17 protein-coding genes are annotated in these 12,868 nt (G+C 58.2%); 5 read left to right on the top strand and 12 right to left on the bottom strand.

Annotation, left to right across the window (positions count from 1 at the left end; all coding sequences use genetic code 11):
• Both BY454_RS14705 and rlmF read right to left on the bottom strand, forming a co-directional pair.
• Positions 1 to 629: TenA family protein (locus tag BY454_RS14705; RefSeq protein WP_104417240.1), on the bottom strand; the 629-nt coding region annotated here is incomplete at its 3' end.
• A 107-nt stretch (positions 630 to 736) separates the two neighbouring features.
• On the bottom strand, positions 737 to 1,684 hold the full coding sequence (gene rlmF, locus BY454_RS14700; protein ID WP_104417241.1) for a 23S rRNA (adenine(1618)-N(6))-methyltransferase RlmF: 948 nt from the start codon (positions 1,682 to 1,684) through the stop codon (positions 737 to 739).
• A 126-nt stretch (positions 1,685 to 1,810) separates the two neighbouring features.
• Here rlmF and trxC point away from each other — a divergent pair, with 126 nt between their 5' ends.
• Positions 1,811 to 2,251, top strand: a complete 441-nt coding sequence (gene trxC, locus BY454_RS14695; protein WP_104417242.1) for a thioredoxin TrxC — start codon at positions 1,811 to 1,813, stop codon at positions 2,249 to 2,251.
• A 59-nt stretch (positions 2,252 to 2,310) separates the two neighbouring features.
• Here the strand turns inward: trxC and BY454_RS14690 are convergent, their stop codons facing one another.
• From BY454_RS14690 to BY454_RS14675, 4 genes are all read right to left on the bottom strand, one after another.
• A complete protein-coding gene (locus BY454_RS14690) occupies positions 2,311 to 4,974 on the bottom strand; it encodes a cation-translocating P-type ATPase (RefSeq protein ID WP_104417243.1) in 2,664 nt (887 codons plus the stop codon).
• A gap of 135 nt (positions 4,975 to 5,109) precedes the next feature.
• Positions 5,110 to 5,412 (bottom strand): 2OG-Fe(II) oxygenase, encoded by a 303-nt coding sequence (locus tag BY454_RS14685; RefSeq protein ID WP_104417244.1) that lies wholly within the window; start codon positions 5,410 to 5,412, stop codon positions 5,110 to 5,112.
• Positions 5,413 to 5,422: 10 nt separating this feature from the next.
• Positions 5,423 to 5,635, bottom strand: a complete 213-nt coding sequence (locus tag BY454_RS14680) for a penicillin-binding protein (protein ID WP_104417245.1) — start codon at positions 5,633 to 5,635, stop codon at positions 5,423 to 5,425.
• Positions 5,636 to 5,748: 113 nt separating this feature from the next.
• Positions 5,749 to 6,219 (bottom strand): hypothetical protein, encoded by a 471-nt coding sequence (locus BY454_RS14675; RefSeq protein WP_104417246.1) that lies wholly within the window; start codon positions 6,217 to 6,219, stop codon positions 5,749 to 5,751.
• Between the two features lie 177 nt (positions 6,220 to 6,396).
• Between BY454_RS14675 and BY454_RS14670 the strand changes: the two genes are divergently transcribed.
• Together BY454_RS14670 and BY454_RS14665 are read left to right on the top strand one after the other, a co-directional pair.
• Positions 6,397 to 6,783 carry a DUF2750 domain-containing protein gene (locus BY454_RS14670; protein ID WP_104417247.1) on the top strand — a complete coding sequence of 129 codons (387 nt, stop codon included), beginning with the start codon at positions 6,397 to 6,399 and terminating at the stop codon, positions 6,781 to 6,783.
• Positions 6,784 to 6,829: 46 nt separating this feature from the next.
• Positions 6,830 to 7,486, top strand: a complete 657-nt coding sequence (locus BY454_RS14665) for a DsbA family oxidoreductase (RefSeq protein ID WP_104417248.1) — start codon at positions 6,830 to 6,832, stop codon at positions 7,484 to 7,486.
• Positions 7,487 to 7,537: 51 nt separating this feature from the next.
• On the opposite strand, the gene BY454_RS14660 is transcribed toward BY454_RS14665, so the two are convergent.
• Both BY454_RS14660 and BY454_RS14655 read right to left on the bottom strand, forming a co-directional pair.
• On the bottom strand, positions 7,538 to 7,996 hold the full coding sequence (locus tag BY454_RS14660; RefSeq protein WP_104417249.1) for a YchJ family protein: 459 nt from the start codon (positions 7,994 to 7,996) through the stop codon (positions 7,538 to 7,540).
• A 6-nt stretch (positions 7,997 to 8,002) separates the two neighbouring features.
• A complete protein-coding gene (locus tag BY454_RS14655) occupies positions 8,003 to 8,446 on the bottom strand; it encodes a YtoQ family protein (protein WP_104417250.1) in 444 nt (147 codons plus the stop codon).
• 121 nt (positions 8,447 to 8,567) lie between these two features.
• Here BY454_RS14655 and BY454_RS14650 point away from each other — a divergent pair, with 121 nt between their 5' ends.
• Positions 8,568 to 10,331 carry a DEAD/DEAH box helicase gene (locus BY454_RS14650; protein WP_104417251.1) on the top strand — a complete coding sequence of 588 codons (1,764 nt, stop codon included), beginning with the start codon at positions 8,568 to 8,570 and terminating at the stop codon, positions 10,329 to 10,331.
• Between the two features lie 12 nt (positions 10,332 to 10,343).
• On the opposite strand, the gene BY454_RS14645 is transcribed toward BY454_RS14650, so the two are convergent.
• The 3 genes from BY454_RS14645 to BY454_RS14635 all read right to left on the bottom strand — a co-directional run bounded on the left by BY454_RS14645 (position 10,344) and on the right by BY454_RS14635 (position 11,525).
• Positions 10,344 to 10,628 carry a type II toxin-antitoxin system RelE/ParE family toxin gene (locus tag BY454_RS14645; RefSeq protein WP_104417252.1) on the bottom strand — a complete coding sequence of 95 codons (285 nt, stop codon included), beginning with the start codon at positions 10,626 to 10,628 and terminating at the stop codon, positions 10,344 to 10,346.
• The gene (locus BY454_RS14640; RefSeq protein ID WP_104417253.1) at positions 10,621 to 10,842 is read right to left on the bottom strand and encodes a TA system antitoxin ParD family protein; all 222 of its coding nucleotides are present in this window, start codon (positions 10,840 to 10,842) and stop codon (positions 10,621 to 10,623) included. Before BY454_RS14640 ends, BY454_RS14645 begins: the two co-directional genes overlap by 8 nt.
• 71 nt (positions 10,843 to 10,913) lie before the next feature.
• On the bottom strand, positions 10,914 to 11,525 hold the full coding sequence (locus BY454_RS14635) for a DUF938 domain-containing protein (RefSeq protein ID WP_104417254.1): 612 nt from the start codon (positions 11,523 to 11,525) through the stop codon (positions 10,914 to 10,916).
• 118 nt (positions 11,526 to 11,643) lie between these two features.
• Between BY454_RS14635 and BY454_RS14630 the strand changes: the two genes are divergently transcribed.
• Entirely contained in the window at positions 11,644 to 11,976 is a 333-nt protein-coding gene (locus tag BY454_RS14630) for a rhodanese-like domain-containing protein (protein WP_104417255.1), read from the top strand.
• Positions 11,977 to 12,007: 31 nt separating this feature from the next.
• Here the strand turns inward: BY454_RS14630 and BY454_RS14625 are convergent, their stop codons facing one another.
• Positions 12,008 to 12,775, bottom strand: coding sequence for an SDR family oxidoreductase (locus BY454_RS14625; protein ID WP_104417256.1), 768 nt, complete (start codon positions 12,773 to 12,775; stop codon positions 12,008 to 12,010).
• Positions 12,776 to 12,868: the final 93 nt, after the last annotated feature.

Genomic DNA, 12,868 nt, shown 5'->3' with positions numbered 1-12,868 from the left:
GAACTCTGGGCTATATTTTCTGCGTCTGGACATGAACACTCCTTTGGCACATTGTGCCTCTTTTTGGGAATGTCCGCAGTAACGGGGTAGAACCCTTGCATGGCTTCCTGGAATTCGTCGCTTTCGTACATTTCGATCCAGGCATCGTAGGGGTTGGCTTCACCGCGCAGGGTTTCCTGGCGGGCGTTCAGCCAGTTGGCGATTTCGCCGTAGCCTACCATGCAGGGTGACAGGGCGACGTGGAGGTCCAGCAGGTCGCCGCGATTGCCAGTTTCTAGCACGTAGCGGGTGTAGGCGAGGGTGGCGCGGGCTTCGGGCAGCTCGGCCAGTTCCGCTTCTGAAATGCCCCATTCACTGCAGTAACGAATGTGCAGATCCAGCTCTGTGTCCAGAATGGCTTGTAGGCCCTCTTTGGCCTGGCGTAGATCAGACATTGTGGCGCTTTTATAGGCGGCCAGAGCAAAGGCCCGGGCAAACTGGATCAGGAACAGGTAATCCTGTTTCAGGTAATGCCGGAAGGCATCTGGCGCCAGGGAGCCATCACCCAGCTGGCGCACAAAGCGGTGCTCGATGTACGCCTGCCATTCCTCCGGGTAGGCGTTTTTCAGGTCGTCAAATTGATACGTCATGATTGCTTGCTGCTCCCGGTTTGGATAAGCGTTGGATGTATCATACAGGCGGTTGTCTGACAGACAATGTGTTGAAGGCAGTTCTTAGCTTTCGGTATCTGCTTTTGTCATCCGATGAATGTCCAGGCCAGCACTCTCGTGATCTTGTTTCCCTGCTTCATTTCTATTTCCCGCACATCAACGGCACCGAGCTTGCGAATCAGCTTCTTTGCAGGCTTAACGTTGTCGGCTTTTGAAACCAGGCTGGTAAACCAGCGACATTGAGTGGAATAGGCCTGGCTTTCTCTGATCAGCTTTTTCAGAAACAGCTGTTCGCCGCCCTTACACCAGAGCTCTGCGCCCAGCCCGCCAAAATTCAGAGAGGGGGAGCCGTTTTTGGCGTTTTGTTCACCGCGGCTGCGAGCCAGGTTATTGAGTTTCAACCGGTTACCTTTAAGCGCGTCATCAAGCGATGCATGGAAGGGCGGGTTGCATACGCTGACGTCAAAGAACTCCCCGGGTTGAATGATCCCCTCAAACATGTGGTTTTTGTCGTACTGCGTGCGCAGTTTGAAGCGTTCTTTGAGTGTGGGGTTGTTGGCGATAATGGTGGCGACGTTCTCAAGCGACTGGGCGTTAATGTCACTACCAACGCACTGCCAGCCGTAAATCTGGCAGGCCAGTAGCGGGTAGATGCCGTTGGCTCCAGTGCCTATATCGAGCAGCTTGATCCCGGGCTGTTCAAGGCCGGGTTCAACGCCAAGCAGGTCTGCCATGTGATGGATATAGTCGGCTCTGCCGGGGATTGGCGGGCAAAGTGCGCCCTCTGGAATATCCCAATCGACAATGTTGTAGTGTTGCTTCAATATCGCGGCGTTGAGCGTTTTTACGGCCAAGGGGTCTGCGAAATCGATGGAAAGGTCGCCATGAGCGTTCGGTTTCACATGGGGCGCCAGTGCTGGGTGGCTTTTTACCAGAGCCGGGAAGTCATAGCCGTGGTTGTGTGAGTTCCTGGGGTGTAGGCCTTTGCGAACGGGTTTTGCCTGGCGTTTTTTGCTTCGATGGAGACTGTTCACAATAATAGGCCCGAGGTTTGGGGTTTCAATAGTAGAGGGGTCTGGCTTGGTTCGTGATTATAATCTTGATTTCTTCCACTCTGCCCTGATGGTTTAAACCAGTAAGCAACCAGAGGCAAATTGATAATGACCGACATTCGACACCTCGTATGTCCCCATTGCCACAAAGTGAATCGCGTACCCGCCGATAAGCTGTCAGTCGGCGGCAATTGCGGTGCCTGCAAACAGCCGCTCTGGCCGGATCAGGTTCTGGAGCTGGGAGATCAGAGCTTTGCAGCCCATACAGCACGCAGTGATGTGCCGGTATTGGTGGATTTCTGGGCCAGCTGGTGCGGACCCTGCAAGATGATGGCGCCTCAGTTTGAGCAGGCCGCGAAAGCCTGGCGGGGTAAAGTGCGCTTTGCCAAGCTGAATACCGAGCAAAGCCCCGGGCCGGCCGGTCAGTTTGGCATTCGCAGTATACCCACGATGATCCTGTTCCAGAATGGCCGGGAAGTAGCGCGCCAGAGCGGTGCCATGAACCAGGCGCAGATCAGCCAGTGGCTGCAATCGAACGGTATTCGATAAATTCGAACTCCAATTGGGTTGCGTTCCCGAAGGGGCCATGACGGAGAGCCGGTGCGTGCCTACCCCGCAGCGCTGCTGCTGGTTCGCCGCCGCCTGATCAGTACCTTATGCAATTCCTCCACAACCAGCAGGCTCGTGGCGAAGGCCAGCAACTGCAACCATTCCTGCAATGAAATCGGCTGAATCTGCAGCACATCGGAGAGCCCTGGGGTGTACATGGCCCCAATGTGGGCCAGCTGCGCGAGGGGCACGGCCAGCATCAGGAAGGGGTTACGAAGCAGGGGGATTTTGAACAGGGAGCGGAATTCCGAGCGGCTGTTCAGGGCGTGGATGTTGCCGAAGAGCACCATCAGCATCAGCGTCAGGTTGCGGGCTTCCTCAATACTCTGGCCCTGGCCGAGCGTCCACTGGAAATTGAGGAACGCGACCAGTCCCATCCAGGATCCCACCACCAGCACATGCTCGATGATGTGTTTATCGAACACCGGCTCTTGAGGTGAGCGCGGCTTGACGGACAATTCGCCGCCTTCCTTTGGTTCAAAGGCCAGGGCGACGTCCTGGAAACCGTTCGCCACCAGGTTAAGCCAGAGCAGCTGTACCGCGATCATGGGCATGGGCAGGCCGCCCAAAACACAGAAAAAGAACAGCAGGATCGCCGAGAAACCGGTAGCCACCAGCAGCCCGATCACCTTGCGGATATTGTTGTAAACCACCCGCCCCTGTTCGATGCCGGCGACGATGGAGGAAAAGTTATCGTCGGTCACGATCAGGTCTGCCGTTTCCTTGGCCACATCGGTGCCGCGCTTGCCCATGGCGATGCCCGCATGGGCCTGGCGCATGGCCGGTGCATCGTTGACGCCATCCCCGGTGACGGCGACGAAATGCCCGTCACGCATGAAGCTGTCGACAATCTGGGCCTTCCTGGCGGGTTCGATGCGGGCGAATACCCGGGCCGGGCGAATGAGCTGGTCGACGGCCGCCTGGCCCCGGGTGCTGGCTTCGTCCAGCATGGGGCCGGTCACCACCGTTGAGTCTGTGCTACACAGGCCCAGCTCCAGGGCGATGGATTTGGCGGTCGCGGGATGATCGCCGGTGACCATGGCCACCTCGATACCGCCGGTGCGGCATTTTTCGATGGCGTCAAAGGCTTCATGGCGGAGCGGGTCGATCATCGCAACCATGCCCAGAAAGACCATGTCGGCCATCTCATGGTCGCCGGCTGACGAGGCTTTCTTCGCCAGGGCGATAATCCGGTAGCCGCGGGATGCGAGCTCGGTGAACTGGCTTTCGAGGGCGGGTTTGTCGATTTCTGTGGAGCCCTCGCTGGTTGCCATCCGGTTGCACATGGCCAGCATCTTTTCCGGGCTGCCTTTGGCGTAGATGAGGGTTTGATCGCCCACCCGATTGACCACGCCGCTGTAGGCCTTTTCCGATTCATAGGGTATGAGGGCCACCTGTTCTTGCCGGGTTCGCAGGTCGGTGATGGACATGTCCAGCTTTTTGGCCATCACCAGGAAGGCGATGTCCACGATGTCCCCCTGGGAAACCCACTCGCCGCCGCTGTAGTCCAGGTGGCTTTCGTTGGCGAGCACGCCTGCAACGCAGAGCTCCCGGAGTGTGTCCGGGTCTGTTCCCGAAAGGCCCTGGATCTCCCCGCCCGGCGCCACGCCTTCGCCGCTGACATCGAACTGGCGGCCATCAGGCAGCATCACCTTGCGAATAGTGAGTTCGTTGACGGTCAGGGTGCCGGTCTTGTCGGAGCAGATGAGGGTGCAGGAACCCAGGGCTTCCACCGCCACCAGTTTGCGGATGATGACGTTGAGCTTGGCCATTCGGCTCATGCCGATGGCGAGGGCAACGGTCAGGGCGGCAGGCAGACCTTCAGGAATGACCGACACCGCCAGGCCGATGGTCATCAGAACCATGTCTTCGATGGAATAACCACCGTCCAGGATCATCAGGCCTGCGAGGGCGGCAATGGCCAACAGAATGCCGAAGGCCACCTGGTAGGTGAACTTGCGAATTCGAATCATCAGGGGCGGTTCGGCAGACGTTTTGCCGGTGACGCCCTGGGCAATCTTGCCAAGCTGGGTATTCGAGGCGGTGGCAGTCACCCGGCCGCGCCCGCGCCCATGGGTGATGATGCTGCCGGCAAAGCACTGGTCCACGCGGTCTGTGAGCGGTGAGCTGTCGTCGCTTGCCGCCCCGGCGTTCTTGGCCACCGCCAGAGATTCCCCCGTTAGCATGGATTCGTCCACCGCCAGGCTGCTGGCGCTGAGCAACTGGATATCAGCGGGTAACTTGTCGCCTGAAGAGAGCAGAACAACATCGCCCGGGACGATCTCTTCGACATCAACGGTGACAATCTGGCCATCCCGAAGCACGTGGGCGGTGCCTTTCATCATTTGCTTCAGTGCGGCGGCCGCCTTCTGGGCCGAAAACTCCTGGACCGTGCCGATAATCGCGTTGATCAGCAGGACGATCAGGATAAAGACCCCGCTCGGATTCTGGCCGAGCGCAAAGGAGACCCCGGACGCGATCAGGAGGATGTAAATGAAAGGGCTGAGGAATTGCCGCCCAAACAGCTCCACCACACCCGGCATGGGCGGGGCGGGCAGCTGGTTGTAACCGAACGTCTCCAGGCGTGCGCTCGCTTCCTGGCTGGAGAGCCCGTTGTTATCGGGTTCCGGTGTTGTCGGTGGCTCTGGGGCTGCGCTGTTCATTGGGAAAACCGGTCTAGATTTATTGTTTGCCTGACAGGAGACGGCACTTGCCAGTATGGCCGATTTTTTATCCCGAAAAGGATTAAACGCTGGATTGATGTCAGCAAGAACGAGGAAGGGGCACGGATGTGGGCATCAGCTGCGGGTCAGCGCGAAACTCAGCAGCCACCGATTTCCGCGCTCGATTCTTGAGACCCGGTGCTGGTAAAGGTCGGGACGAAACAGATAAAGCCGTCCGCCCAGGTTGAAAATGTTCTTTTCGCACAGGAACTGCCCCCCAGCTCTGGGTTTCACCAGGACGAGGTTGAGTTTGTACAGTCGTCCCTCGGACACCATGTCCACGTGCGGGACGACCTTATGCCCTTCCGGGTACCGAACGAGATAGATGCTCAGGCGCCTGGAGTTGAAGAGAACCCGGGTTTTGACTTTGGCTGTCATCTCGAACTTTTCAGTAGCAGGAATTGGGGGCGGCGTCCGGGTTGATCTCGTCCGCCACTTCCTCCGGATCGATGCCATGCCTGACCAGCACTTCCCGGACAAAGTTCACCTGAGCCAGAATCCTGTCTGCGTCTTCCCCATACTCGAACCGGTTCACTTCCACCGGCTGTGGCATGAAGGTGAAGGCGGTTTTCAGGGCTTCCAGGGTATCGTCGTCTGCCATGGCGTGATCTCCTGCGGTTTGAATCGTGGGTGATTATCGTAGGAATACGAGTTTCCGGTGGAAGTGGTTTTATCACCGGTTACCGGGAGGATGTCAGTCACTCAGGAATGGCGTCAGCTCTCCCCACCATTCTGGCCATTGGGCGCCAGTTTCAGGAACACCCCGAGCGCAGCCAGGAGCAGGGCGGTGCTGGCAATGATGGCCACCGGGTAATAAAGATTACCGGCCAGTTCCAGCTGGCTGTACTTGATAATCATGATCAGGCCTTCGAGCGACATGGCCACGCAGACCGTACCAATGAATCGCGGTAGGGTCCGGCGCATCATGGTGATGATGTCGTGCGATTCCGACCGGCCGCTGTATTCCGAGCGAATTACCATGGCCAGTTCGTACACCGCCAGTGCGATCACGCTGCCATTCACCCCTTTGATCAGCGCCTGCATCATGGCTTCACCAGAGAGGATGTCCTGCACCACATCGGTCACGGTGGTGCTGACGAGCGTAAAGGCGAGCACAAAGAATACCAGCGAGAACAGGCGGGCAAACAGGGCCCTGACGGGGATGGCTTTTAGCGTATCGATCATAGTGCGAGCTCTCCAATTGGATGAACAGCCAGCAGGCTACGGGGAAAGCGCCGCTTTTTCGCTTAAGGTTTACTCATTCGCTGGTAATGTGGTGAGTCGTGGTAAACCCGCAACGTCGGTGGGCCTTAATATGCGGTAGACTCCGGCAAAATCACCAATACGGCAATGGAGCCATTCATGAGTAATAATGACCTGCAACCGATTCTCGAACTGGATGGCGAAGAGCGGTACGACTACTTCCTGGATGCCGTTGTGGATGAGCGGGACATCTGGATACTTGTGAATGCGGACAACCAGTTCCTCAAGATTGTGGCCGAAGAAGATGGCGTGGCTTACCTGCCGGTCTGGCCGACCCGAGAGTTTGCGGAGAACTACGCCGCCGGTTCGGGCGACCTTTCGCCTAAGGCGATTTCATTGCCGGATTTCTTCCGAAAGTGGGTGCCTGGCTTGACCCGCGACGGTATCGAGGTGGGCGTGTTCCCGGGGGCGGATGAGGAACTCTGGATCACTGCCCCGGAAGAACTCAAGCAGGACCTGCAGGAAGTGATGTCCAGCGCCTTCTGACCGGAGTCCTATCTGACTAAGTTGCACCCCAGCAGCAGGAGCCCTCATGAAGACACTGCAGATTGATCTCGTTTCCGACATTGCCTGCCCATGGTGCGCCATTGGCTACGCCCGACTGGAGCAGGCCATGGAGAAACTCAGCGATGAGCTGGCGTTTACTGTACGTTGGCATGCGTTTGAGCTGAATCCGGACCACGGTGAAGAAGGTGAGCATATTCTCCCGGCACTCGCGAAAAAATACGGCCGGAGCGAGGCGGAAATGCGGGCCACCCAGGACAATATGATTCGGATAGCCACCGAGCTGGGGCTGAACTTCGAGAAGATGCAGGAGCGCTACACCTGCAACACCTTTGATGCCCATCGTCTGGTGAAGTGGGCGGAAGGCCACGGCCGGCAGACCGATCTGAAAAAGGCGTTGTTTGACGCCTACTTCGGCAAAGCCGAGAACGTATCAGACCCGGAAGTGCTGGCCCGGTGTGTCGAGGCTGCGGGGCTGGATGCCTCTGAAGCCCGGGATGTCCTGGCCAGTGACCAGTACGCCCAGACAGTCAGGGACGATGAAGCGACCTACCAGCAGGCGGGCGTGACGGCGGTACCGGCGTTTGTTGTGAATAACCAGTACCTGATCTCGGGTGCGCAGGAGCCCGAAGCGCTCATTGAGGCGTTCCGGGAAATCGCCGGCGGGTCTGGGGATGCTTCCTGAGAAGCCTCCCCAGACCCCGGGCGAGAGCAGGCGCGCTGCATTTGGTTTAGGTCAAAGGCAGCACGCCTTGTACTTCTTGCCACTGCCACAGGGGCAACGGTCATTCCGGCCTGGTTTGAGCTGGCCTTCGCTGGTGTCGCCTTTCAGGTAGTACCAGCGGCCGTCTTGTTTCACGAAATCCGATTTTTCTTCCAGAAAGCCCCAGCCGCTCCCGGCGCGATAAATGGCCCGGAAGTGCACCATGCCCTGGTTGCCATCTTCGTGGCTGTCCAGGATTTGCAGCGAGGCCCAGTCCGGCGAGTTGTCCAGGGTGAGGGTCGCGGGCCGGGTATCCGGGTGCCAGGTGGCTTTCAGGTAGTCGGCCATCTGCAGCACGAAGGCGGCGTAGCGTGAGCGCATGAGCGCTTCGGGTGTGGCGGCGGTCTGCCCCTGGTGCATGGGCAGACAGCACTCGGCGTAGCGGGCACCGCTGCCGCAGAGGCAGGGTGCGGATTCGGGGAAGTAGCTCATGGGTACTTAGCGGGCCGTGATCACGTATTTCAGCACTTCCACCACCTGGTCCGGTGTTTGTGCCCAGGCCATGGCAGCGGCGTCCACTTCCTTGAGCGGGTGCACAATGTCTTCGCTGTGCAGGGTGATGTAAGGGGTGCCCAGTGCCGCGCAGTAGCCGGCGTCAAAAGCCGCGTTCCACTGCTTGTATTTGTCGCCGAAGCGAATCACCGCAAGATCGCACTGCTCGATCATGGTTTTGGTGCGAATGCTGTTCACCTTGGAGGACTGATGATCGCGCCAGAAAGGCACATCCGGCTTGCCCAGCACATCGCCGGCGGCGTCACTGGCGTCGTGATCGGTTACGGGGGCCAGGAATTCCACGGGCAGGTTGGCGGCCTCGGCGCCTTCCTGGATTTGCTCACGCCAGTTGGTGTGAATTTCGCCAGACAGGTATACAGTCCAGATCATGCGTCTCTCCTCGGTTACAGTGGGCTGACTTGGTTTGCCCGGGCCGGTATTGTGCCGGCAGAGGGCGGGGGCCGCAACGCGGTGTATCCTTATCATCCGGAAAACGATTAAGCACTGAACAATGAATGCTCCTTTCAAGCTGCGGCCATACCAGCAGGAAGCTGTCGACGCCACGCTGAAGCACTTTCGGCAATCCGACGAGTCTGCGGTGATCGTGCTGCCCACCGGCGCCGGCAAGAGCCTGGTGATTGCCGAGCTGGCGCGCCTGGCCCGACGCAGGATTCTGGTGCTGACCCATGTGAAAGAGCTGGTGGAGCAGAACCACGCCAAGTACGAGAGCTACGGGTTAACGGGCGGCGTTTTTTCGGCCGGGCTGAAGCGCAAGGACAGCCGGCATCAGGTGACCTTCGCCAGCGTTCAGTCGGTGTCGGCGAACCTGGATCAGTTCCGGGGCGAATACTCGCTGGTCATCATCGATGAGTGCCATCGGGTGAGTGGGGAAGAAACCAGCCAATATCAGCGGATTATCGAGCTGCTGAGCCAACAGAATGATTCCCTGAAAGTGCTCGGGCTCACCGCCACTCCCTATCGCCTGGCCATGGGCTGGATCTACCGTTACCACTACCGGGGCTTTGTGCGCGGTGACGAAGACAAGCCTTTCCAGCACTGCATTTACGAATTGCCGCTGAGCTTCATGATCAACCGGGGTTACCTCACCAAACCTGAGCTGGTGAACGCGGCGGTGGCCCAATACGATTTCTCCGCGTTGCCCCGGGACCGGTTTGGCGAATACGCCGAGAAGGATGTGAATCAGCTGCTGGGCAAGCACGCCCGTGTTACCCGGGCCATCATTGAGCAGGTGATGGAGATGGCCGCCGAGCGCCAGGGCGTGATGATCTTCGCGGCCACGGTGGATCATGCGCGGGAGATCACCGGCTATCTGCCGGAAGACCAAACCGCCCTGGTGACCGGGGCGACGGACATGAAGGAACGGGCGCAGCTGATTCAACGCTTCAAGCAGCGGCAGTTGAAGTACCTGGTGAATGTGTCTGTGCTCACCACGGGTTTTGATGCGCCCCATGTGGATTTTATCGCCATTCTCCGGCCCACCCAGTCGGTCAGTCTGTACCAGCAGATTGTGGGCCGGGGGCTTCGGCTGGATGAGGGCAAACGGGATTGCCTGGTGATCGATTACGCGGGCAACAGCGTGAACCTGCACCACCCGGAGGTGGGGGAGCCTAAACCGAACCCGGACAGCGAGCCGGTGCAGGTGTTCTGCCCGGGCTGTGGCTTTGCCAATATTTTCTGGGGCAAAACCGACAGTGATGGCCGCGTGATCGAGCACTACGGGCGCCGGTGCCAGGGGCTGATCGGGGCGGCAGAAGGCGAACAGCCGGCCTTGCAGAATGGCCGCCCGGAGCAGTGTGATTACCGGTTCCGGTTCAAGGAGTGCCGCCACTGCGGTGCTGAAAACGATATTGCCGCCCGCAAGTGCCATCAGTGCGAAAACGCGATCATTGATCCGGATGACCAACTAAAAGATGCCCTGAAACTGAAAGACGCCATGGTGATCCGCTGTGCCGGGATAACTCTTGGTGCAACTGGCAGCAAGCTGAAGATCACCTACCACGGCGAGGACGGGGAAGAGCTCAGCGAGTCGTTTGATTTCAACAAGCCCGCCCAGCGCGCTATTTTTAACCGCCTATTCGGGCGCCGATTCGCCAACAGCCAGGCCCCGAAAACCTTTGGCACTGCCGATGAAGTGCTGGAAATGCAGGCGTTGATGCCGGCCCCGGATTTTGTGATTGCGCGGTGGCAAAAGCACTACTGGCAGGTGCAGGAGCGGGTTTTTGATTATCAGGGGAATTACCGAAAGGTGTATTAGGCTTGGCCGGTTCTATCGTTTCAGATCGCGGTAGAAGTTTTCGTGTGAGCCCAGAGCCATCAACTCAAGCACCAGCTCGCCATCGTCAAAGTGATACCCGAGCAAGGTGAGCTGCTTGTTCATTTTGAACTTGTAAACGCGTAGAAATGCCAGGTCACCTTTTTTCTGGGTGCCCAGGGTGGGACATTTCATTAACTCTTTTATAGCCGCGTCCAGGTCTTGCTTTTGGTTCGGCTTTAGCTTCTTTACCGCTTTTCTGAACGTTGGCGTCTGCAGTACCGCAGTGATTTCAGCCAAAATCGTATGTCTCCAGCTTCCCTGCTTCCCGTTCGGCTTGTGCAATGATGGCCTGCCGGACAAATTCGTAGGGCAAATCCGGGTTGTCTTCCATCATTTCGCCGATTTTTGCCCAATGTTCGATTTGTTTGGGGGTGGTGCGATTCAGGGCTTTGGCGATGATGCTGGCTTTCTGAACCAGCTCCTCGTCCAGCCGCACACTGTTCGTAGCCATGGTGATACCTCAAGAAATTCAGGTGATGCAACTTGCTACAATTGTAGCAGAAATGTTTGTTGTCTTGCGCCTCACAAATCGTCTTTCATCTTGCGGAAAACCAGCAGCTGGTTGTTGGCGGGCAGGGCGTGTTTTTCCGCAAGCCGCATTCCCACCGATTCCGCCAGGGTGCTGAGATCGCTCAGGTCCCGGATGCCCATGTGGGGCGCCCGTGATTTCAGGTGTTGATCAAACCGGCGGTTGCTGTCACTGGTGTATTCGCCCTGTTCATTGAACGGGCCATACAGACAGAAGGCGCCGTCTTGCGGCAGCCGCTCACCGATGCCATGGAACATTTTTTCAACTTCGGGCCAGGCCATGATGTGGGCGGTATTGGCGGAGAAGGCCCACTGGAATTCCCCAATTGGCCAGTTGGCATCACCCACATCCAGCTCAATCATGGGGAGGATGTTGGGCAGGGTAGCCTGTGCCAGTCGCTCTTTGCAGAAGTGAGCTGAGTCGGGATGGTCGCTAGGTTGCCATTGCAGGTGCGGCATGGCACTGGCGAAATGCACGGCGTGCTGGCCGGTGTAGGTTCCGATTTCCAGGACTTTGCCCGGTGTCACAAAGACTTCCTGCAGCCGCTCCAGGATCGGGGCTTTGTTGTTCTCGCAGGCCTGGGCATAGGGCAGGTCACTGTTCATCGGGTAACATCTCCTTTATTGGCTCGTGAGATCGAAGGCGGCTTTTAGCGTTAGAATAAGTCATCGTTCTGGATCATGTAAGCTGAGCATGAGATCCCAAACTGAGGAGCGAATTGTCATGAGAGTTTCTTTTCTGATCAAAGGCTTCCTGCTGTCCCTGGCACTGGTGATGACGCCGCTGGCTGTGCAGGCAGAAGAGCCGGTATGGATTGATGTGCGGACGCAAGCGGAGTATCAGCAGAACCATATTGAGGGCGATCCGCTGATTCCGCATAAAAACATTGTGGCCCAGGTCACCGAACGGTTTCCGGAGAAAGACACTGAGATTCGACTGTATTGCCGCAGCGGCAACCGGGCCGGTATTGCCAAGTCAGCCCTCGAAGAAGCGGGCTACACCAATGTAAAAAACATGGGTGGTATTGCCGATGCCCGGGAAGTCCGGGGCCTGTAGATTTGGCTTATTCAGAGGGTCGGCAGTTGGCCTAATCCCCGTAAATCATCTTGCGGGTCATGCCGCCGTCGATCACAAAGTTCTGGCCGGTCACAAAGCGGGCTTCCGATGACACGAGATAGGCGACCATCGCCGCGATATCTTCCGGTGTGCCCACGCGGCCACTGGGATGCTGGTTGTGGTCAGTGGCTGATAACGGCTCGGCATTGGCGGGTGCGTTGGCCTGCCAGGCGCGAACATCGATCCAGCCTGGGCTGATGCTGTTGGCCCGCACATCCGGGCCCAGACTGATGGCCAGGGAGTGGGTGAGGGCGAGCAGACCGCCCTTGCTGGCGGCATAAGCCTCGCTATTGGGTTCAGATTGCAGGGCCCGGGTGGAGGCCATGTTGACGATGCTGCCCCGGCTTTGGCGAAGGTGGGGCACTGCATGCTTGGCCATCAGGAACGCGCCGGTGAGGTTCACGTCGATTCGCCGTTGCCACTCGGCCAGCTCAAGCGTTTCGATGGGGCCGGTGTCCGGGTCTGCAATGCCGGCGTTGTTTACCAATGCATCCAGTCGCCCGGCCCATTCCACCGCCTCGGCCACCGAGGAGATAACATCTGCCTCCTGCGCGACATCGCCCCTGATAAGTCGCAGGTTGGCAGGGTTGCCGAAATCCTGCTGACAGGCGTCGATGGCGTCTGCGTCCTGGTCAATAACCGCCACTCGCCAGCCTTTCTCCAGGAAATAATGGGCTATGCCTTTGCCAATGCCTTGTGCGCCGCCGGTGATAAGAATGGCCGGGAGTTGCTGTGCCATGGGTCGTTTCCTTTTCCGGGAGGTTTCCATGCGGTGAGATCCTCGGGTAAGGTCCCCTCCGACAAGTTTGATCGTATAGACTGATTATCAAAG

The organism is Marinobacter persicus, from assembly GCF_002934325.1.
Taxonomy (GTDB): domain Bacteria; phylum Pseudomonadota; class Gammaproteobacteria; order Pseudomonadales; family Oleiphilaceae; genus Marinobacter; species Marinobacter persicus_A.
Note: the sequence above shows the minus strand (reverse complement) of the source record. Positions and strands in the feature narration are given on the sequence as shown.